General features: G+C 26.2%; 15 protein-coding genes and 1 pseudogene. 2 read left to right on the top strand and 14 right to left on the bottom strand.

Features of this window, described 5'->3' with window-relative positions; all coding sequences use genetic code 11:
* The first annotated feature begins 16 nt into the window (after positions 1-16).
* Complete coding sequence (gene pdxS, locus HMPREF3045_RS06185) at positions 17-883, top strand: pyridoxal 5'-phosphate synthase lyase subunit PdxS (RefSeq protein WP_306807254.1); 867 nt, start codon at positions 17-19, stop codon at positions 881-883.
* Between the two features lie 255 nt (positions 884-1,138).
* Here the strand turns inward: pdxS and HMPREF3045_RS06180 are convergent, their stop codons facing one another.
* A complete protein-coding gene (locus HMPREF3045_RS06180; RefSeq protein ID WP_070737983.1) occupies positions 1,139-1,978 on the bottom strand; it encodes an aldo/keto reductase in 840 nt (279 codons plus the stop codon).
* Positions 1,979-2,029: 51 nt separating this feature from the next.
* Between HMPREF3045_RS06180 and ymfI the strand changes: the two genes are divergently transcribed.
* Positions 2,030-2,758 carry an elongation factor P 5-aminopentanone reductase gene (ymfI, locus tag HMPREF3045_RS06175; protein WP_070737980.1) on the top strand — a complete coding sequence of 243 codons (729 nt, stop codon included), beginning with the start codon at positions 2,030-2,032 and terminating at the stop codon, positions 2,756-2,758.
* Here ymfI and addA read toward each other — a convergent pair.
* The 13 genes and pseudogenes from addA to HMPREF3045_RS06110 form a co-directional block, all read right to left on the bottom strand.
* Positions 2,739-6,134: a helicase-exonuclease AddAB subunit AddA gene (gene addA / locus HMPREF3045_RS06170; RefSeq protein ID WP_070737977.1), complete on the bottom strand. Its 3,396-nt coding sequence runs from the start codon at positions 6,132-6,134 to the stop codon at positions 2,739-2,741. The two genes, ymfI and addA, sit on opposite strands and share 20 nt — an antisense overlap.
* Positions 6,127-9,486, bottom strand: a complete 3,360-nt coding sequence (locus tag HMPREF3045_RS06165; RefSeq protein WP_070737974.1) for a PD-(D/E)XK nuclease family protein — start codon at positions 9,484-9,486, stop codon at positions 6,127-6,129. The genes addA and HMPREF3045_RS06165 overlap by 8 nt, the downstream gene beginning before the upstream one ends.
* Positions 9,483-12,545 (bottom strand): AAA family ATPase, encoded by a 3,063-nt coding sequence (locus HMPREF3045_RS06160; protein WP_070737971.1) that lies wholly within the window; start codon positions 12,543-12,545, stop codon positions 9,483-9,485. The genes HMPREF3045_RS06165 and HMPREF3045_RS06160 overlap by 4 nt, the downstream gene beginning before the upstream one ends.
* The gene (locus HMPREF3045_RS06155) at positions 12,542-13,636 is read right to left on the bottom strand and encodes an exonuclease SbcCD subunit D (protein WP_070737968.1); all 1,095 of its coding nucleotides are present in this window, start codon (positions 13,634-13,636) and stop codon (positions 12,542-12,544) included. The genes HMPREF3045_RS06160 and HMPREF3045_RS06155 overlap by 4 nt, the downstream gene beginning before the upstream one ends.
* Positions 13,633-14,355: a YaaA family protein gene (locus HMPREF3045_RS06150; protein WP_070607798.1), complete on the bottom strand. Its 723-nt coding sequence runs from the start codon at positions 14,353-14,355 to the stop codon at positions 13,633-13,635. The genes HMPREF3045_RS06155 and HMPREF3045_RS06150 overlap by 4 nt, the downstream gene beginning before the upstream one ends.
* A 73-nt stretch (positions 14,356-14,428) precedes the next feature.
* Positions 14,429-15,223: a metal ABC transporter permease gene (locus HMPREF3045_RS06145; RefSeq protein WP_070607801.1), complete on the bottom strand. Its 795-nt coding sequence runs from the start codon at positions 15,221-15,223 to the stop codon at positions 14,429-14,431.
* Positions 15,216-15,749: pseudogene (locus HMPREF3045_RS06140) on the bottom strand (metal ABC transporter ATP-binding protein); the annotation flags it as partial. The pseudogene HMPREF3045_RS06140 and the gene HMPREF3045_RS06145, both read right to left, overlap by 8 nt.
* An 81-nt stretch (positions 15,750-15,830) precedes the next feature.
* On the bottom strand, positions 15,831-16,634 hold the full coding sequence (locus tag HMPREF3045_RS06135; RefSeq protein WP_070737962.1) for a KilA-N domain-containing protein: 804 nt from the start codon (positions 16,632-16,634) through the stop codon (positions 15,831-15,833).
* A gap of 189 nt (positions 16,635-16,823) precedes the next feature.
* Positions 16,824-18,344, bottom strand: a complete 1,521-nt coding sequence (locus HMPREF3045_RS06130) for a recombinase family protein (protein WP_070737959.1) — start codon at positions 18,342-18,344, stop codon at positions 16,824-16,826.
* A complete protein-coding gene (locus HMPREF3045_RS06125) occupies positions 18,337-20,079 on the bottom strand; it encodes a recombinase family protein (RefSeq protein WP_070737955.1) in 1,743 nt (580 codons plus the stop codon). Before HMPREF3045_RS06125 ends, HMPREF3045_RS06130 begins: the two co-directional genes overlap by 8 nt.
* Positions 20,072-21,790 carry a recombinase family protein gene (locus tag HMPREF3045_RS06120; protein ID WP_070737952.1) on the bottom strand — a complete coding sequence of 573 codons (1,719 nt, stop codon included), beginning with the start codon at positions 21,788-21,790 and terminating at the stop codon, positions 20,072-20,074. The genes HMPREF3045_RS06125 and HMPREF3045_RS06120 overlap by 8 nt, the downstream gene beginning before the upstream one ends.
* A gap of 98 nt (positions 21,791-21,888) precedes the next feature.
* The gene (locus tag HMPREF3045_RS06115; RefSeq protein ID WP_000332792.1) at positions 21,889-22,056 is read right to left on the bottom strand and encodes a hypothetical protein; all 168 of its coding nucleotides are present in this window, start codon (positions 22,054-22,056) and stop codon (positions 21,889-21,891) included.
* 414 nt (positions 22,057-22,470) lie between these two features.
* Positions 22,471-22,881: an RNA polymerase sigma factor gene (locus HMPREF3045_RS06110; protein WP_005956601.1), complete on the bottom strand. Its 411-nt coding sequence runs from the start codon at positions 22,879-22,881 to the stop codon at positions 22,471-22,473.
* Positions 22,882-23,243: the final 362 nt, after the last annotated feature.

Raw genomic sequence — 23,243 nt, 5'->3', positions numbered from 1 at the left:
TAGAATCAAGATAAATATTAAGGAGAAAAAAATGATTGAAAAAAATATAAATGCTCAATTTGAAAAAAAAGTTATTATGGATGTAATGAACGTTGAACAAGCAAAAATTGCAGAGGCAGCTGGTGCAAGTGCTGTTATGGCTCTTGAAAGAGTTCCTGCAGATATAAGGGCTGCTGGTGGCGTTTCAAGAATGAGCGATCCAAAAATGATTGAAGAGATAATGAATGCTGTAAAAATTCCTGTAATGGCAAAGGTAAGGATTGGACATTTTGTTGAGGCACAAATTCTTGAAGCCTTGGGAGTTGATTACATAGATGAATCTGAAGTTTTGACTGTGGCTGACGATTACAATCACATCGACAAAAAGAAATTTAAAACTCCTTTTGTATGTGGAGCAAGAAATATTTCTGAAGCTTTGAGAAGAATTTCTGAAGGAGCTTCAATGATTAGAACAAAAGGCGAAGCTGGAACAGGAAATATTGTCCAAGCTGTAAGACACATGAGAGAAATTAACAGACAAATCCAAAGAATTTCTGTTTTAACTGATGATGAAATTTTTTCATACGCAAAAGAATTAGCTGTTGATGTGAATCTTTTAAAATATGTAAGAGATAATAAAAAACTTCCTGTAGCAAATCTTTCTGCTGGCGGAGTTGCAACTCCTGCCGATGCTGCTTTGATGATGCAACTTGGAGCTTACGGTGTGTTTGTAGGAAGTGGAATTTTTAAATCTGGAAACCCAGAAAAAAGAGCAAATGCAATTGTAAAAGCCGTAGAAAATTTTGATAAACCAGAAATTATTTTAGAAGTTTCAAAAGATCTCGGCGAAGCTATGGTTGGAATAAATGAAGACGAAATAAAAGAAATTTTTGAAAATAGATAAAATAAAAATCAAACAATATGCCCCATAAAAAAATTCTGCATTTATTTGCAGAATCAGACTGTTGATAAACTAAAATTTCCCCATTTCGAGCGAACGTAGTGAGCCGAGAAATCTCATGAGATCTCTCCGTGCGTTCGTTTCACTCACTTAGTCGAGATGGGGTATAGCGTAATTACATTTTTAAATTAATAATTAATTAGTAAATTGACTTTGTCTACGCTCTAATTCTGCATTTATTTGCAGAATTTTTATTTTTTAAATTCTATTTAATAAATCTTTTAACCAATTTTCATCTTCAGGATCTGATGAATATCTTTTTTTAAGGTCAATTGATTTTATTGCTTTCAAATCTTTTTCATCAAGTGAAAAATCAAATATTTCTATATTTTCCTTTATTCTTTTTGGATTTGTTGATTTTGGAATTGGCATTGAGCCTCTTTCAATGTGCCAACGCAAAACTATTTGAGCTGGAGTTTTGTTGTATTTATTTGCAAGTTTTTTTATTACAAATTCTTCTAATAATTCACTTCTTCCTCTTGCAATTGGAGACCAAGCTTGATGAAGAATATTATTTTCTTTTAAAAATCTTACTGTTTCGTCATTTTGAAAATGTGGACTAGATTCTAATTGGTCGATTGCTGGTTTTTCTCCAACTTCTAAAAGTTTTTTTAATTGAGAAATTTCAAAATTTGAAACTCCTATTGTTTTTACAATCCCTTGTCTTTTATAATCTTCAAAAACTTTCCAAGATTTTTCAAAATCTTTTCCAAACCAATGAAGTAAAACCACATCCAAATAATCTGTTTGTAATTTCTCCAAAGATTCGTCAAGAGATTTTTTGGTTTTATCATAGCCAAAATCACTTGGCCAAACCTTGGTTGCTATTTTGTATTCATTTCTTTTTTTGCAAGAATTTTTAAGTTCTTCTCCTATCATTTTTTCATTATTATAAATTTTTGCTGTATCTAAATATTCATAAGAATTTTCAAAAAATGCCTCAATTGCATTTGCCATGTCATTTCTGTCAGTAATTTTATAAGTACCAAAACCCAAAGCTGGTATTTCATTTCCGTCATTTAGTTTGTAATATTTCATATCATCCTCCTGTTTTAAGTTTTACCCTTAAATATATGATATAATCATTTTATGAAAACTGTATTAATAACGGGCGCATCAAGAGGAATTGGTGCTTCCATTGCAAAAAAATTAAATAAATCCTACAATTTAGTCTTAACTTATAAGGAAAATAAGGAAAAAGCTTTAAATTTATTAGAAGATTTGAGAGATGAAAATCCAAATGTAATTGCTGTAAAATGTGATGTTAAAAATGAAGATGAAATAAATAATTTATTTGATCTTGCTGAGAAAAATTTTTCTCATGTTGATATTTTAATAAATAATGCAGGCATTTCTTATTTTGGTTTAATTCAAGATATGACTTTGTCCGATTGGAATGAAATTTTAAGGACAAATTTATCCTCAATTTTTTTAACTTCAAAAAGAGCAATTCCAAATATGGTTGGTCAAAAATCTGGAGTTATTATAAATATTTCATCAATTTGGGGAAGTTTGGGAGCAAGTTTTGAAGTTGCTTATTCTGCGACTAAGGGCGGAGTAAATTCTTTTACAAAGGCTCTTTCAAAAGAACTTTTGCCATCAAATATTAGGGTAAATGCGATTGCACCAGGAATTGTTAATACTGATATGACTAAATTTGATTTATCTGAAGATGATAAAAAATCTTTGAAAGAAGATTTAATAGAAAAAAGATTTGCAAAATCCGAAGAAATTGCAAATCTCGTTGAATTTTTAATATCTGAAAAAGGTTCTTATATTACAGGTTCCATTTTTGATATTAACGGTGGTTTTTATTAACTTGTTCAAATTCTTTAAAATTGTACCAATAAATATAAGATGATATAACTTTTTTTCCAAGAGCTTCTTCTATGGAGTCCTTGTAAATTTCAAGTTGCTTATCATAAAATCCTTCTCTTTTTAAAGAATCTGTTTTAAAATCCATAAGTACAACTTCATTTTGAAATTCAAACATTATATCAATCTGACCATTTACATAAAAATCATCAATTTTTCTAAGGAATGATTCTTCCTTTCGAATTTTTGGTGATTTTTTCATTAAATCTTGGATGATTTTTGAATTAAAAAATCCTAAAATATTTTCAAAATTTATATATGGGAGATATTCTTTTTTTATTTTTCCTAAATCTACTAATTTATTTATTTCTTTTTCCAATAAATTTAAATCGTAAGATTTAAATTCTAATTCTTGGAAAATTTTGTGTATTAGAGTTCCCTTATCAGTTGCTGATAATTTTATTTCTTCAAAATTTGGATTTCTAAATTCATAAAAATCTTCATTTTCTTCAAAAGGAGATTTTTCGTAGCCATCTTTTGATAAATCATAATTTTTTGCAATTTCTGTTACAGATTTTTTCAAAGATTTATTTATATTTTCCTTATTTTTGTAAGAAAAATTATAAACTTCTTCTATATCTTTGTAAATTTTTTGATTATACTCATCTGCCCCAATAAGTTTTTCAACATCTGTATAATCTTTTTTATAATCTTCTATGAAATCTTCAATATATTTTATTTCCAAAAATCCTTTATTAAAAGCATCTGTCTTATAATCTATATCGACAAAATCACTCATTATTTTATCATCGCACAAAATTTTTAAAATCCAATCCATATAAGATGATAAATCCAAAATTGAGTTTGCATTTAAAACTTTTTCAAGCCCTTTTTCATTTAAATCTTTTTTGCCAATTATAGAAATTTTTCTTTCAGCACGAGTTAGCGCAACATATAAAACTCTCATTTCTTCTTTTTTATCATTAAGATTAGATTTTTCTAAAATCAAATCTCTTTTTATGGACGAAATTTTTATTTTATTTTCCCAATCGGCAATATTAATTCCAATTCCCAAATCCTTATCCAAAACCATATCTTTTGAATTGTCGCGTGTATTAAATCTTTTAGAAAAATCTGGTAAAATTACAGCCTTAAATTCAAGACCTTTTGACTTGTGAATTGTCATAATTCTCACTAAATTTTCATCATCAGATAAATTTCTTGAAGCTTTTAAATTATCTTTTTTTTGATTTTTTAAATTATCAATGTAAGCTAAAAATCCAAATAAAGAATTTTCATTATTTTTATCATAATCATCCATCAATTCAATAAAAGCCTCAATGTTTTTTACTCTTTCTTCTCCCCTGTCTCTTGCTTTCAAAAAATCATAAAGACCAGATTTTTCAAAAATAATATTTGCAAAATCATACATGGTAGAAAAATTTAAAATATAAGAAAAATCTGTAAAAATCGTATTAAAATCAGAAATTTTTTGAGAAAGATTATTTTCATTTTCTTTTTCATATTCCTTAAATTTTTTGTAAAAATGAGATTTTTCAGATGATAAACTAATTTCTGCCAAATCATCTTCAGAAAAATTAAAAATTTCACTCCTAAGAACTGAAAGAAGGCTAATGTCATCGTTTGGATTAGCTATATATTTTAAAATATTTATGAAAAATTCTACTTCAACTGTTTCAAAGGAAATTTTTGAAATATCAGATGAAAATGGAATTCCTGCTTTTTTTAATTCATTTTCAAATAAATATGCTTTTGATGATGCTCTAAGTAAAATTGCAATATCCTTATATTCCAAACCCGAATTTATTAAATTATTTATTTCTTTTGTCAAATAAGCCTCTTCGCTTACATTTTTTGCAAGAGCCTTGATTGAAACTTTTGGATATTTTTCGTCAAATTCAAAATGATAATTTAATCTGTGATTGTCATCTTTGTAATCTATGTCAGAATTTTTTCTTGTCATAAGCCTATCAAAAATATAATTATTAAAATCAATCAAGTCCTTATCGGTTCTAAAATTTTTGGACAAATCAATTCTTAGGCAATTTGAATCTGTGTCATAATCTTCAAGCTTTTTCAAAAATAATTCTGGTCTTGCATTTCTAAAACCATAAATTGATTGTTTTACATCTCCTACAAAAAATAAATTATTTTCATTTTTTAATTTTTCTACTATATAATTTTGAATGTCGTTTGAGTCTTGATATTCATCAAAGAAAATATATTTAAATTGCTTTTTTAATTTGCTTTGCAATTTTTCATTGTCCAATAATTTAATAAATTCATGTTCCATATCAGAAAAATCCAAATAATTTTCTTCTCTTTTTTTATTTGTATAAATTTTTTCAAAAGAAAACACAAGATTTTTTAATTCATTTAAAATTTTTTCTTCCAAAAGATTAAAAAATCCCCTAGTAATAGAATCTGTATTTTTTACAAAATCTTTTACAATATTAAATTCTTCTTTGTAGGCATTTTTCTTTGCTTTTACATAGGCATTTTCATTTGGATCATCTAATTTTTTTGAAATTGTAACCATATTCGCTAATCCATTTTCAAAAATTTCTATGACCTCATCCCAAATTTTTTCTTCTATGGCATTTTTTATTTTTTCTAAATAGGATAAATCTTTTTCAATCATTATAAAATACTTATCCCTCATGGATTTTTCTTTTATATAATTTTCCAAATCTCTTGCATTTAAAATAATTGTTTCGACTCTTTCTTTTATATAAAATTTAAATTTTTCAAAATCAAAATTATTATTTGTATTATCACAAAGCCATTGATGTGGATTTATTTGACTTTTTGAAAAATCATATAAGTCCAAAATTATATTTTTTGCATCCTTATCATCTTTTGATGAAGCAAAATTATGCAAAAAATTTATAAAATTTGGATCATTTTTTTCGTATTCGTCTTCAAAAAGCTCATCAATGGCATCTTTTCTCAAAAGTGCTTGTTTGGAATCAGCAGCAATTTTAAAAGAAGGAGATAGATTATCAGACAAATAAAAATTTTCTCTTAGCATATCTGCACAAAATGAATGAAGAGTTTTTATAAAAGCATCATTTATAGATTTGATTTGGTTTTTTATAAAAATTTTGTCAGAGTTTTCCTCTTTTAATAAATCATTTAATTTTTGTCTTATCCTATCTTTCATTTCAACAGATGCCTTGTTTGTGAAAGTTACGATAATCATATTTTTTATGGGAATTTTTTCTTCAAGCATAATTGAAACAAGCCTATCAACCAAAACTCTAGTTTTTCCACTTCCTGCCGCAGCAGAAACAATAATATTTTTTCCTCTTGTTTCTATTGCCTTTTTTTGATCATCAGTTGGCTTAAATTTACTCATCTGATTGCTCCTTTTTAATATCATTTATGGAAATATTTTTATTTATATCATGAAATTTGTCTTGATCTCTTGTGTAATCAAATTTGCAAATTGACTTATAAGGACAATTCATGCATTCATAAGAATTTTGATTTATTCTAAGTGGATTTAATTTAATATTTCCATTTTTAATTTCACTTATATAAGAAGAAATTAATTTTTTAATAAATTTTTCCACTATTTTTTCTTCTTCAAGAGAAAAAATATTATCCTTACTTCTTGTAATTTTAAAAATATCAGATTTTTTGCCGTCAAAATTCTTATCCAAAAGATTTAAAATTTCCTCATCAATTTTTATAATAATTCCATTCATTTTTGTTTTGTCATCATAAATTTTTTTAATCTCATCCTTATCATAATTTTTTTCAAGTTTTTTAACCTCATCTTTTAAAGGAAAATAAAAACTTGCAACTGGAAACAAATTTTCAGATTTTTTTTCTTTTGCAGCCAACATATATGCAAACAATTGAAGGTCTAAGCCATTTAATAGATTATAAATTTTAATTTCTTTTGAGCCCGTTTTGTAATCAATAATTCTTAGTAAATTATTACACTTATCAATCCTGTCAATTCGTCCTTCAAGATAGTTTTTGTCATCCACATAAACTTCTGGATATTTTTGTCCCTTTCCATATTTTTCTTCTACACTATCAATTTTAAAATTTCCTTCTTTGATTTGGTTGATTATTTTTTTAGATGATTTTTGAGTTGACTCATAAATATTTGATAAAATAAATTTATTTTTATTATCATTTGCCCTTCCCAAATCAAGAGAATTTTCAATTGCTTTTTGGAAACTTTCTTTTACAAGATTTTCTATTTTTTCATCATCAGCTTCTTTAAGATCCATATCAATCAATTTCTTTGAAATATTTTCCATATTATAGTGAACAATATTTCCAATTTCTAAATTATCAACATCCAAATTTTTATTTTCTTTTGCCCTAAGCCCATAATTTATGAAATGTTTGTAAGGACATTTTGCATAAGTTTCAATTTCTGAAACTGAAAATTTATTTTTATCATAAAGTTTTTTTGAAATTTCAGAACTCAATAAATTTTTATCATTAGAATAAGTAAATCCTTTTATAAATAAATCATAGGAAGAATTTTTAGAATAATTGTAATTTTCTATATTATCTTTTTTAAATTTAAGATATGATGTTACAAATTCCTTTTCTGATTTTTTTGTATCTTCTTTGTTTTTAATATTCCATAAAATTTGATATGCCTTTAAGTCCAAAAGATCTGTGGAATATTTTATAAAATCAAATTTACTTTGGGCAATTTTTTTGTAAGAAATATTTGGGAAAATATTTATAATATCAGAAATACTTGTTGCCCTATTCATTGGGTCGTTTTCTTTATTTATTAAAGAATATGAAAAAATAATTTTTTGCGATGATGTAAACATCCTAAGTAAATTTAAAAGAATTTTATCATCCTTTTTTTCTTTGTAAATTTTAAGGTCAATCCCATCATTTTCCAAAGCAGTTTTTTCATTTTCTGATATTAACATCTCACTATTGTTATTTCCTGGAAAATAAATATCTGTCATTCCCACAAAAATTTTAATTTTTCTATCATTTATCCTATCTCTTGAAAAATCTCCAATTAAAACTTGGTCGATTGCAGGAGGAATTATGCCAATTGATATTGCTTTGCAAGAATTTTCTATTAATTTGTAAATTTTTTTAAGCTTTGTAGGACTATCATTCAAAATTGTTGCTATTTGTTCTAAATTCGTCAAAAATTTATCCCAAACTTGTTTGTTTTCTTCAAAAATTTCAAGCCTATTTTCCCTTATATTTTCTTGATAATGATTAAAACCTGATTTTATTATTTTTTTATCAAAACTCTTATAAATTTCTTTTACCAGATCATTCGCCTTAATCTTTTCATTTCTAATTTTATATAGGTCATACAATAAGTCGATTAAAATTTTTCTTATTGAATTTACATTTTTAAGCTCATCTTCTTTTTCTTTTTTTAATTTCTCATCATTTTCATAAAATTTTTCATCTAAAACAAAATACTTATCATCAAAAATCATCGCCCCTTTGATTTTTCTATTTTCAATATAATTTTGAAAATCTAAAATCCTTTCGTAGGCATTTTCTCCAAAATCAATTACATTTGATCTTATAAAAGCCTCAAGATCTGTTTTTCTAAAATTAAAAACAACAAGTCTAATCATAGAAAGCCAAGTTTTTAAAATATGATTGTCGGATAATTTTTTTGTTTTATCTACAAAAATAGGAATCTCGCTCCTTGCAAAAATTCTTTTTACAAGATTTTCGTACTCATCACTATTTGCTAAAACCAAAGAAATTTCAGAATATCTATGACCTTCTCTAATTAATTTTTCTATAATTAGGCTACTATTTTCAATTTCATTTGTTGAAGAAATTGATTCAACAATATTTATATTTTTAGTTTTTTCTTGATAAATTTGGGGATTATATTTTTCAAAATTTTCATATAGGTGCTTAATATCTAAAAGCTCATTTTCTTTTTCTAAATTTATAATTTTGATTTTGTCTATATTTTTTAAGCTTTCGACAAAGCGAATTGCTTGATCAAATATATCCATATCGCCTGCCATATTATTTTCATAATATTTCCAATCAAGGCAAATTGAAATCGTAACTTTTGCTCCGATTTTTATTAACTCTTTTATAAAATCTATTTTAAGGTCAGACAAAAAATCAAATTTATCAAAATAAAAATTAACATTTTTAAAAAAATCGCAATATTTAATATTATCTTTTATAATTTCAAGCTCATCTTCTTTGTCAATATAAGAATTTTCAAGCTTTTTTATATAAGAATCATAAATCAATTTGATTTCTTCAAATTTTAATTTTGTCATTGGATCTAAATTTTCATTTTTATTAATTTTTCCAAAAAATTCATCATCAAAATAATATTCCTTAATATTTGAGAAAAAATCAGAAAGATTATTTACAAAATCTATATCAAATGATTTGTTTGAAAAAAGTTTTAATTTATCATCTATTTCATCAAGTACGCTTGTAAGTAAAATTGCCTTAGAAACTTGATTTAAATTTTCATTTTTTTTAAGACTTAGCCTTTGAGAAATATATGAAATTAAAGATGAAAATGATAAAACTTTTGCATCCATAACCGACTTATATTTTATTGAATCAATAAAATCCATATCACTTTCAAGTGTATATTGTTCTGGAACTATAAGAAATGTTTTTTCTTTTTTATCCAAATTTTTTTCAATGTCTTTGTAAATATAAAATGAATTTTCTTTAGGAAATTTGCTCATAATTATTTTTATCATACAACCACCTTCAAACTTGATCCTTCTGTTTTAGAATATGAAACTTCAATTTTTGCATCAATAGCATCTTTTAATTCCTTTACGTGAGAAATTAAACCAATAAATTTATTATCATAGGATAATTTTTCAATTGTTCTTATTGCTTTTTCCAAATAATCATCTGATAAAGTTCCAAAACCTTCATCAATAAAAAGCGTATCAATTTTTATTCCACCATTTTCCATACTTATTTCATCAGAAAGTCCAAGAGCCAAAGCAAGTGATGCAATAAAACTTTCTCCACCAGAAAGAGAAGCCTCACTTCTGATTTTTCCCGTATTTGCATCCAAAATTTCTATATCAAGCCCATAATTTTTTCTCTTATCGTTAGTTTGCTTTTTTCTAATCATTGTAAATTGACCATCAGTCATTTCTTTAAGCCTTATATTTGCAAGAGATAAAATTTTTCTAAAATAATGAGAAAGAACAAAAGTTTCGAAATTTAATTTTTCCCTTCCAGAAACATTTGACAAAGAACCATCAGCAATTTTTGAAAGTTTATATAAAATTCCATCCTCATTTTTTAATTTATTGAAGTTTTTTTCTATCGAATTAATTTCATTTTTGCTATCTTTTAATCTTGTTTCATTTAATTTTAGAGAAAAAATAGCATCATTTGTTTCTTCCAAAATATTTTTCAAATTTTCAATTTTTTCTTTTATTTTATCCGTTTCAAATTTTTCTTTGTTTGCGTAATCTTTGAGACTTGTTAGCCTTATAGAAATATTGTTTAAGTTTTCAAAATATTTTTGAATTTCTTCTTTTCTATCAATTAAGTCCTTGGATTTTTCTAAGTATTTCAAAAATTCATCTATACACTTAAAATTTTCCCTAATCTTATTTTTAAAAATATTTTCAGTCTTTAAAATTTTTTCTTGATTTATTTTTATATAAGAGCTAAGTGATTCAACCTTTGAATTTGATGAAGATTTTTCCTTTTCTAAATTTTTTATTTTCTCATCAAGCTTTTTAATTCTTTCTTCTTCATTTTCTACAAATTTTTTGTCAGTATTTACACTTTCAATAACTTTTTTTTCATTAAAATCATCAATCTCTTCTTTTTTTATTTTAAATTTATTTTCAAGCTCTTCTATATTTTTTAAATCGCCTAAATTTTCTAATTTATTTTCTAAATCTCCAATTATTTTTTCAATTTCAAAAACTTCTTTTTCCAAATCTTTTTTGTAGCTTATTTCTTTTTTATATTCTTGATTGGATTTGTCGTAAGATTTTTTCAATTTTTCATGTTCATTTTTATAATTTTGAAGATTTTTTCCAATATCTTCTGCCTTTTCCATATTAAAATCTATTGATTTTTCCAAATCTGATATTTTATCTTTTGAACGATTTATTTTTGATTCCAACTCAAAAAAATCTTTCTCAATTTTTTCTATATCAAGGTCAAAAGATTCTAAAAACTCAATTTCTCCCTTATAAATCCTTCCACAAATCGGACAAATTCCTTTTTCATTTAAATCTTTCCTAAATTCATTTATTTGTATGGATTTTTTGTTCTCTTTTGCCTTATCTAATGATATTTTTTTCTTTTCATAAGCTTTATTTGCCTTATCAAATTGAATTTTCTCATCATTTAAATTTTTAATTCTTTCATCATTAATTAGCGCTTTTTCATAAAGATTTTGACATTCAAAAACTTTTTGATAGGCATTGTGGATTTCCTTTGTAATTTTTTCAAGATTTCTAGAAAAATCTAGCAATTCATCTGATTTTTTTCTTATTTTTTCATTTATTTTTTCTTTTTCTTTTAAATTATTTTCTATGGATTTTTTATAATTTTTTCCATCTTCAAATGCTTTTTTATTTTTATCTAATTCATCTTTAATTTTTTGTAAATTTTCAAATTTATTTAAAATTTCAAGATTTTTTACTATATTTTCTTTCTTTTTGTCGATGATTTTTAAAAGCTCATCCTTATTTCCAAGATAAGTTTTATTTTCTTTCAATTTTTCTTCAATAAAATTCAAATTTTCATTTTCAAAATCTAGATTTGTTTTCAAATCTTTTTGGCTTTTATTTAAGTCAAGAAAAGAATCGTAATATGGTTTAACTCCTATAGATTTTTCTGCGTAAGCCAAATCATTTTTTAAATTTTTATAAAAAGATTCATCTTCTAAAAGTTTTTCTTTTTCTTTAAGTAAATTTTTGTAATTTTCTATTTGTTCATTTTCTTTTTCATAGAAATTCAACTTGGAATTTTCATTTTCTAGATTTTTGTTTAAAGATAATTTCTCATCATTTTTTATTTGAGTATTTTTTTCACTTTCTAAAAGCAAATCTTCTATAATATCTATAATTTTTTGAAAATCTTTAAGCTTTATTAACTCATCATCAACTTTATCTTCTAAGAGTTCATTTTTTACAATTTCATTTTCCAAGCTTTTAGAAATCATATCCAAATTTCTCTTTGAATTTTTGCTTGCTTCTTTCAATTTTTCTTCTATTTCCTTGTAAAGATAAGACGAAAAAATTTTTGATAAAAGCTCAGCTTTTTCATCTGAATTTGATTTTAAAAATTTTGAAAATTCTCCTTGTGCAAGAATCATAACCCTATTTAATTGATTATAATCAAGTCCAATTACTTCAATTATTTTTTTATCTGTTTTTTGTGGCCCATCAGAGATTAAAATTTCCTTTTCATTTTCAATTTTATAAAATTCTACGCTATGAGAAACATTGACATTGGCTCTTGTTTTTTTTGCTTTTTGATTTGGAATTCTTTTTATCCTATAATTTTTTCCATCAATTTCAAAATAAAAATCTACATAAGTTATAGGATCATCTCCACCTAGAAAATCACTTCTAATATCGTTAAAATTAAATCCTTCTCTTTGAATTTCTCCAAAAAGTGCAAAACTTATGGCATCAAAAATTGTAGTTTTTCCACTTCCAGTATCCCCTGAAATTATGAAAATTTTAGAATCATAAATTTTTGTAAAATCTATAAAAGTTTTATTTTTGTAGGTCATAAATCCGTACATTTCAAGTTTTACTGGCTTCATTGTATCACCTTTTTAAGTATTTCTTTTTCCAAATCTGTCATTTTGTCATTCATTTTAAACTTATAAAATTCTTCAAATATTTCCAAGCTTGATAATTTTTCAAAATCAATATCAATATCTTCATCTTTTTCAATATTTATTGATTTTTCATACCTTATTGAAACTGCATGAGGAAATTTTATTTTTAATTTTGCCATTGGAGAATCTATTGGCTTATCATCTTTTAAAGTAAATTCTATATAAGCATTTGAATTTTCCATTTTCAAAATATTTTCAAAATAATCACAAATTTTTTGAAAATCATTTAAAGGTTTAATTTCTATTTCTTTTATTGAAATTTTTTCTTTCAAATCAATAACAGTTACTGATTTTTTTTGATTTATTTCAGAAAATGAATATTTCATAAAAGTCCCACAATACCTAATTTTTTCATCAAGGACAAAGTGTTTTCTATGAAGATGTCCCAAGGCTACATAATCAAAATTTTTAAATAAATGGGCATCCATAGCGTCATTTCCACCAATTGTAAGAGGTTTTTCCCCTTCTATTTTTTCATCTTCAAACGGCTTTTCATTTGCATAACAATGACTTATCAAAACATTTCTATCCTTATAATCTATATTTTTTAATAAAACTTTATAAAGATCTGTAAAATTTTCTATATTTGAATCAATTTCATTTTTTGCCCTTGCAAGGGAAATATAAGGAATCGGATAAAAATTAACTTTACCATATTCATCATCAAAAGAAATTTTTTCATCAGAAGAATTTCCATAAATATAATAAGAATTTTTTTCAAAAAAACTTTTAGAAATTTCAAGCCTTTTTCCCGAATCATGATTTCCAGAAATTGCTATAATTTTTTTCTTCAAATTAAAAATAATTTCATCCACAAAATCAGAATAGACTTTCATAGCTTCATTATTTGGAATAGCTGTATCAAAAATATCTCCTGCAATCAAAACAATATCTACTTTTTCATCTTTAATAATTTTTAAAATTTGGTCAAGACAAAATTTTTGATCTTTTAGCAAAGAATATGAGCCTATTGATTTTCCTATATGAAGATCTGATAAATGTAATAATTTCATTTATTTTCCCTCACAAAAATATACTCATCTTTTGTTGAATTAATTGGATCATAAATATAATCACAAAGATTTATTTTTTTAATTTCTTCAGTATCTGAAATTTTATTATTAATTAAATATTTTAACATTCTCCCACGCATTTGTTTTGTATATGAAACAATTGAACGAATTTTTCCATTTCTATTTTCTTTGAAGGTCAAGGTCAAAAATTTTTGATTTTTTTTCAAATATTTTTTTATGAGCTTAGCGTATTCAGCACTCGCCAAATTTATAATAAAATTTTCATCCTCAAAGGCTTTTTTGTAAATTTTATCAGCCCAAAATCCATACATATCTACTCCTTTTGAATCCATATAAAGTCTATAATCAGAAATTCCTGTAAAAGGCTTGCACAAACCGTATAAGGCAGAAATAATATAAACATGATCATTCAAATATTCTAAGTCATTAAAATCTTCTTTTTTAAATTGCTTAAAAACAAGTCCATCATAAGAAAAAATCGCTGGATTTTTTAAATTTTCAAAATCAAAATCCTTGTAATCATAATAAGCTTTTATAGCAAGATCATCATTGCAAAAAAACATATTTGCTAAATCATTTATTGAATATTTTTTTAAATTTTCAACTAATTCTTTTGTTTCGTCTTCAAACAAAAGTCCTTGTGTATTTTCATTTTCAAAATGTTTAAACCTTTTTGCAGGCGAAATTATAATTTTCATATCAAACCTTTCTATTTTTCATTCTAAATTAATTATATCATAGAAAATTTCCACAAAAAAAAGACAGGCGAACCTATCTTTTTAAAATTTTTTGAATTATTAGAGAAATTATCATTCCAAAAACTGCAATAACCACTATGGCACCACCTGGTTTTATTCCAAGATAAAAACTTGCACTTATTCCTGCCATCATATAAATTATTGCAATTATAATTGATTTTATAAAAGTTTCTTTATAAGATTTTGAAATCAAAAGCCCACTTGCAACTGGCAGAACCATCAATGACGAAATCATCAAAGCTCCTACAGTTTTTGTAGAAATTGCCACAGTAATGGCTGTCAAAAATGTAAAAATGCTAGAAATTAATTTTGAATTAATTCCAGAAAGATTTGCCATCAAAGGGCTAATTGAATTATACAAAAGCGGATAATATAAATAAAGGCTAAAAAATAAAACAAGAATAAAAATTACACTTACAATAATTACGTCTTCACTCGTAACACTTGTTATTGAACCAAATAAGAATGATTCAAAACTTGTTCCACCTGGTGTAAAATCTGATAAAATTCCTGCAAGTCCAATTCCAAGACTCATAATAATAGCCGTTGCCATATCGCCAAAACTTTTAAATTTTTTCCTAATTATTTCAATTGCAAAACTTGCAACAATACAAATTATTATTGAAGTAAAAACTGGATTTATTCCAATAATTAAACCCAGAGCAACTCCCGAAAGGGCTGTGTGAGATAAGGCATCTCCAATCATAGAAGTCCTCCTGTTTACCATAACAATTCCAATCATAGGAATTATTATTGCAAGCATAAGCCCAACTAAAATTGCCCTTTGCATAAATTCATAACTAAGCATCAACTATCCTTCCATTTTTTATCCTTATTTCTCTTTTAGAAAATTCTCTAACAACATCCATTTCATGACTTATCATCAAAATTGAAATTTTGTGTTTATCATTTAAGTGAGCTAGAAGTTTAAGAAAGTCTCTTTTTGATTTTTCATCAACACCAACTGTTGGCTCATCCAAAAGCAAAACCTCTGGATTATTTACCATTGCCCTTGCTATCATAACTTTTTGAGCCTGCCCTCCTGAAAGTTGATTGAAAGGAATATGCAAAAGATTTTCAATATTTAAAATTTCAAAAATATCACGAACCTTTTGATAGCATTTTTTGCTTGGTCTGTTAAAAATATTAAATTTCTTATACAAATTTAAAATTACAAATTCTTCTCCTGTTACTGGAAAGGCAAGTTTGTTTAAATCATTTACTTGTGGTACATAGCCAATTTTTGAATAAGCATTAAAATCTTCTATATTTGTCCCAAATAATTTAATCTCTCCCGAATCTTTTTTCAAATCCTTTAAAATTAATTTTATTAAAGTTGATTTACCCTACAATGTCAAGCAATTGTTACATAAAATTAGACGATATTTCTATCGCCTAATTTATATACAAAACTTTTATTTTAACTTTTTTATACGTTCACTTTCTGTTAGAATCCTCATTTGTTCAATAGCAATTGCATTTAATTTTTCTATCCTTTCAGTTGCATCCATTCCCTCATTTATAAAAACAGCATTTAAGTTCTCAAGATTTGATAAACACACTAATTGTGATATATCAGCATAGTCTCTCATATTTCCTTTTAACTCCGGATTACTTTCACGCCATTCTTTTGCTGTCATTCCAAACAAAGCTACATTTAATATATCTGCTTCACTTGCATAGATATAGTTTATTCTTTCCTTTGATAATTTTTCAGGGACAAGTTTATTCTTAATTGCATCTGTATGAATTTTGTAATTTATCTTAGCTAAATTCCTCTTGATATCCCAACCTAATTGTTTTTGTTCTTCTTCTTTTAAGCGCTCAAACTCTTTAATAAGATAGAGCTTAAAATAAGGTGATACCCACGACGCAAATTCAAAAGCTATGTCTTTATGTGCATATGTTCCACCATATCTTCCTGCTTTGGCAATAATTCCGATAGAATTCGTCTTATTGACCCATTGTTTAACCGATAAAATAAAACGATTAAAACCTGCTTCATTTTTAATTCCCTCGAATTCGGTGGAATTAAAATTCGCATTATACATTTCTTCCCATATTCCTAAAAATTCAATTGTATTTTTATTCCTTAGCCATTTTTCTATTAGTGTCACACCATTTTCAACATTTCTAACCATGTCGGTTAAAGAAATATAATCTCTATTATCTATGGCAATAATGCTAATTTCTGATCCTTCCACATTTATTTTAGACACAAAAATCACCTCACAATATCTCATTTTAACTATAATTATATCATTTTTTTTATTTATTCCTAAATATTTACCCTATCAACCATAGTAAACAGTACTATTTATTTCCGCAAATTTTCTCGCCATTATTTACATTTTGGCGTATTAAAATTAAAGTTGGCGAGATTATGAGTTACTTTTAATGCTATTCATCTATTTTTCTACAATTTCTATTTCTCCACTTCTTGATACGATTATTTTATCAATTAAACTTTTCACATAAACTTTCAGCAAACCTTCCTCATCTAAGATAACAATATCCGTTTCTTTCTTTGAATCAATATTCTCCGACTTCAATTCTTCCAACTTACTCTCCAATAATATCTTTTTATCTTGTATAAGAGATTTTTCCTTTAGATACGCCTCTTTTGAAATAATTTTCTTTTTGTAGTTTTCATAGATGATTTGTAAATTGCAGTTTAATATGGATATTTCCTTTAGAATCTCTTCTTTTACATTCTTGTGTTCTATAACTTTCTCTTCATTTAATGTATTTTGAATCTTAAAATCTTTTAATTTTGGTTTTATAAGTTCAATAATATCTTTCTCTTTGATATTGTTTGGTGTTTTCTCAGCTTTACATAAATTACAATAATAAATCTTATACTTGTATATTTTATCAGAATTCTTCTTTTGTCTACTGTCACATCGTAAACTCATATGTCTACCACATTCTTTACAAAAAATCTTATCAGAAAAAATAGAACGATTTTTGTTTCCTGTATATCCCCCAAAACTTCGTTTTTCTTTTATTTTCTTAACCTTATCAAACACTTCTCTGGAAATAATAGATTCATGGGTATTTGGAAGTATTTTCCACTCATCTTCAGGAAGTAAAATTCTTTTTCTTCCACCTATTTTTGTTTCTTTGAATTTATTATATACATAATCTCCTGTATATAGTTCGTTCCTTGTAATCTGTGAGATAGCTGCGTTTGTCCAAACTCTTTTCTTTACCTCACTTCCAGTAATTAAATTTCCAGTATAATCAGAAAGTTTCAGTTCTTCTTTTCGTTCAGAGCGTGTAATATAACCTTTTTCATTAAATATATTAGCCACTTGAATACACGAATATCCTTTTAGCAATAAATCAAAAGCTTCTTTAACTATAAAAGCTGTTTTTTCATCAATGATGATACTATGTTTATCTTTTGGATCTTTAATATATCCAAAAGGTGCTGCCCAATTTATATTTTTCCCCTGCGATTTAATTTGCCTAATAGAACCTCTTACCTTTTCAGATAATTCCTTACTGAATAAATCATAATACAATGTCTTAAACTGTGTATCTGTATCTAAGCCATTACCTTGTTCTTTTAAAGAATCATAGTTGTCATTAATAGCAATAAATCGTATTTTTAGAAATGGTAATATATTGCTTAAGTAATCCCCAAGCAAAATATAATCTCTTGAAAACCTAGACATATCTTTTACAATTATAGTTCCCACTTTACCACTCTTTATATCCTCAATAAGCCTTAAAAAGGAAGGTCTATTTGTATTAGTAGCAGAATATCCATCATCTACATATTCTTCTATTTCACAACTTTTTAAAGATGTTTCATTTTCAATGTAGCTTTTTATATAATCTCTTTGATTTGCTATACTTTCACTTTCATCCACTTTGTGATAATCTTCTTCAGAAAGTCTTAAATATATAGCTATCTTATTCATGCTCTACCTCCAACTGCTTTCCCACATCTTTATCAAGTTTAAACTTAAAATATATGGTAACCTGCTTATACTCTGATATTTCTATATGACTAATTAATGTATCGACCAATTCTTTATCAACTTCTATGCTTTTAGCATCCAAGCAGCAAAATAGTACATCTATAAATTCTATAATTTCTCTTTTTTTCTTTTTTATATTTCTTATTCTTTCAGCAAAAACTTTTAATTCATTTTTTAAGGTTTTTATTTGATTATTTATTTTTTTACTTTCTATTTTAAAATCACTTAAAAGAACCTCTCCTTTAACATAGTTTTCATATTGTTCTTGTAAATTGATCCTAAGAGAAGCAATTTTTTTATTATTTACATCTGTTTTTATAGAAACTTGATTTATCTTTTCAGCACTTATATTTTCTAAATATATTTTTAGTTGTAATCTTTTATCCTTTTTATAAAAGCATGAAAACAGTCTTTTTAAGGTATCTACTAAAATTTTGTCGAGGTCTGTTTCATATATTCTGACATGAGATTTTTCTAATTTTAATCTGTCTCCACCTTTACAATAATAGCAATAGCAAATCTCATCATGATATTTCAGTCCTCGTGGTCCATATTGTTTTTTCAAATTTCTACCACAAACACTGCATTGTATGAGGTCGTCATACTTTCCTTCTTTTTTATAATCTCTTTGAATTTTTACTCCAACATTTTCTTTTCCGTCTTTTATTATGTTTTTCAGTGAATGGTAAGGTAGATAGTTTTGTTTTTTCTCCTTTATCTCTCTGATATTTTCAAATGTAGTTTTGTCTATTAACCCTTCATGGGTGTTCTCTGTTATAATCCACTCTTCTTTATCACGAAACTTACTTTTCCTACTTGGATCATGTCTATTTGAGTAAACTCTTTGAATCAAATTCCCAATATATACTTCATCAGAAAGCATTTTTGATATATAAGAAATATCCCATTGTCTTGTATCTTCTTTATCCTTAAAAATTTTACCTGTTCTTTTATATTCATCAGGTGTCGTATATGTTTTAGTCAATTCTCTTGCTATTTGCATATTGGATTTACCTTGACTTGCCATATAAAAGATAAGTCTTACTACATCTGCTGCCTTTTCGTCCATCATCAGAACTCTTTTTCCATCAATTTTATCAACCTTATAGCCATACGGAGCCATTGCTCCTATAAAAGACCCTTGTTTCATTTTTATTTCTTTGGAGGCTTTTATTTTCTTTGAAATATCTTTTGCGTATAAATCATTGAAGATATTTTTTATTGCTATTTCATAACTCTGTTCTGATTTTATACCGTCTTTAGTATCCAAATTATCATTTACGGAAATAAATCGAACTCCCAAAAATGGAAATACTTTTTCGATATAGTTTGCGATTTCTAAATACTCTCTACCAAACCTTGACATATCTTTTACTATGATACAATTTATCCTACCTGTTCGGATATCTTCCATCATTTCAATAAATGCAGGTCTTTTAAAATTTGTTCCAGAATATTCATAGTCCTTGTATACTCTTAAAATCTTTATATCTTTTTCTTTTGCAGCATTTATACAAAGTTCTTCCTGCATTTCAAGTGAATTACTTTTATCCCTGTAAGCTTCCTTTCTTTCCTGTGATAATCTAGCATAAATACCGGCAATGTATATTTTTTCAATCACTTTTCCAACTTCTGTTTCTGATTGTGATATATGCCTATTTTTTGTTCTAGCCATAGCATACCTCACTTTCAGCACTTACAAGACTTTTATTCATAACAGTGGGGATAGTTTTTGACTTCCTGCTTATATCGATACTTTTCTTTTTTATAGTGTTAGCTTTAATGTCAGACTTATCCATTTTTGTCATTTCTTCAAGTAAAGACAATTCTTCGGTATGATTAAACCTAACATCTATCGTTTTATCTTCAGAAATAAAAATTTTATCAATGAGCATCACAACAGACAATCTATCTATTTCCGATAAATTTTTATATTTGTTAATGTCGATGATCCAACTCTTATTTTTGTCAATCTTCTCCTTAGTATATTCCTGTTTTTTCAATCTATACTCGATACTTTCATCTAATTTAGTCAGTTTCTCTGTATAGTTTTTTCTAAAAAGTTGATATTCTTCTTTACTAATAACATCTTCTTTCAGGTCAAGGTATAGGGAAGATAAGAGTTCTTCTGTCATTGCTTTTTCTCGTTTTAGTATAGGAATTTGATTGTCTTTCAAATTTTTATTTATATCTATACGCTGAACTTTAGAATATAGATTTTCATTAAATTCAATGTAGGACTTCATTATTTTAGATACTGCTTTTATCAAGGTTTCTTCTTTTATGCTGTGTCTTGTGCAAGATTTTTCCTTGTTGTACTTTGAACAGATATAGAAAACCTCTTCTCTTTTTTTATACTTTACAGTCCTTCTAATCAAAGAACTTCCACATTCTTTACAAAAAAGCATTCCTGTAAAAATATCAATTTTGTCCTTTCCACGAGAATTATTCAAATCTCTTTTTAACATAGTATTTGCAATAGTAAAAACTTCTTTACTTATAATTGCTTCATGGGTATTTTCTACTCTTATCCATTCTTCTTTCTCTTTTTCTATCTGCTTTTTATTTTTATAACTTAAAGTAACACTCTTTCCCTGTAAGGTATTTCCAATATATACTTCATTTTCTATAATTCTATTTACTGTCTTTGCTGACCAATTTCCGCCTTTTGTATTTTGAAATCCATTACACTTAAATCCTTGACTTTCTTTATATTTTCTTGGAGTTAAAACTCCTAAATGATTTAGTTCATCTGCAATTGCCTTTGAGGAATATCCCAAGAGTTTCATATCAAATATATTTTTGATAATATCCGATATCTCTTTATCAATCACTAACTTGTTTTTATTCTCCTCAGACTTTTTATATCCATAAGGTGCAAAAGCACTGATAAAGTCTCCTTTTTCTCTTTTTATCTTTTGAGAGCTTTTTACCTTATTGGAAATATCTCGGCAATAACTATCATTGATGAAGTTTTTTATAGGAAGTATAAGATGTGTATCGTTTATATCTGCACTTTTACTATCGTAATTGTCATTTACTGATATAAATCTTATACCGTTTTCCGGAAATATTCTTTGAATATATTTTCCAGCTTCTATATAATCTCTTCCGAATCTTGATAAGTCCTTTACAATAATTGTATTGAACTTTCTATCATAGGCAGCCTTTATCATTTCTTTAAAATTGGGACGATCAAAATTTGCACCTGAATACCCATCATCCACATAATCTTTGACAATTGTAATTTGATTTTTTCTTGCATAAGAGTTTATAATTTCTCTTTGATTGGATATAGAGTTACTTTCTGTTTTTTCGCCATCTTCTTTTGATAATCTTAAATACATAACTGCCAAATTTTCTTTTGCTAAATTGTTTTTAAACATAAAAAAGCCTCCTTTAATTCAATTTACATACAATAAATCGAACCAAGGTTAGGCTTCCACAAAAATATTATAACGCTCCTTATATTTTTTGTCAGCCCCTAATAGACAGAAAATTTTTCTTTGATGTATTCCTCTACTAAATTTTCTAAGCTAAATCCATTTTCATTAAATTTAACTTCTATGTTCCAACCATCAATTTGATTTATCATCTGTTTATCTTTTTTATCTGTTTTCATTTCAGTGTTTATATTATGTTCATCACACATAATATCTTCTCCTTATATTTAAATTTTTAAGTTTTTTGACATTAACAGGCGTGTAGGTCACGACATTGGAATTTCACCACCGCCCCTTTTCAAGATGAGCCGGCAACAACTGTAGAAGTATCATTATCCCCATTTGCTTCAATGCATCAGTTTCCTAGGCTGAATATATAATTTCTTTTTGTCGCTCGTTTTCTTTTATCCTTCTTTTAACTAGAGTATTTATTTAAACCGAAATCCTTATCAGCAGAAAAGTTATGGCGAAGAAATTATAAAGCTCCACAAATGGTTAATGTCCTGTCTTGGTCTATTCAGTTGTCAAGGTTCAAAATTCTTTCAATTTCTTTTTTATATAAAAGAGGACAAAATTCCCCTTCACTTTATAAAGGAAAATTTGCCCTCTTTGGTAACCAGAATTTATAGTTCTTCTATAAATTTCTTTAGTTTTTCTAAAATTTTATCTCGTCTTTTAATTAAAGTTGGATGTGAGATATTTTTAGTCTTTGCTACTGCACGAAGTGTTTCATCATTGAAATATAATCTTTCTATGATTTCCCGTTCATCCTTATTTAACTTTGACATTGCATTTCTTAGTGCTTCAATCATCATTTGTGTAGCTACAACTTTTTCAACATCAACATTTTTATCTTCTAGATTATCTTCAAAATTCCCATCGTGATTTAGAGACGAAAAAAATAGCAAGTGGTTTTTCTTGTCCACCTGCTCTAAATATTTTTCGTGTTCTCTTTCTTGCCAGTAGACTTTGTATATCTGCTCACTTACTTTGATTTTTTGCCCACCGACATAAAGGTAATATTCTTTCGTCATTTATGTTTCCTCCATTCTTTTTTTGTCTTTATGTTTTCAGACAAAAAAAGGAGGACTCCTGCTCTTGGGCATGGTTAGTCCTCTAGAATGAAAGAAACTCTTTCTAATAGTAATTGTATTTAATTTTTTAACTGAGTTATCTAACTTGTAAACAGCGTAAACCAAAGAAAAAAGGTAAATTTACTTTAATTATATTTTTTTGCATATTTTACCTCCATTCTTTTAAATCAATCCACTCATTATTCATTACTTGAATTTTTCAAACCAATTTTATCCATCCTATTTAATTCCCCAAACATCATTACTACACCAGCTATTATCATAATTAAATCTACAAGGGGTTCAGCAAACCATACTGCTTT

Source organism: Anaerococcus sp. HMSC075B03, from assembly GCF_001815585.1.
Classification (GTDB): domain Bacteria; phylum Bacillota; class Clostridia; order Tissierellales; family Peptoniphilaceae; genus Anaerococcus; species Anaerococcus vaginalis.
Note: the sequence above shows the minus strand (reverse complement) of the source record. Positions and strands in the feature narration are given on the sequence as shown.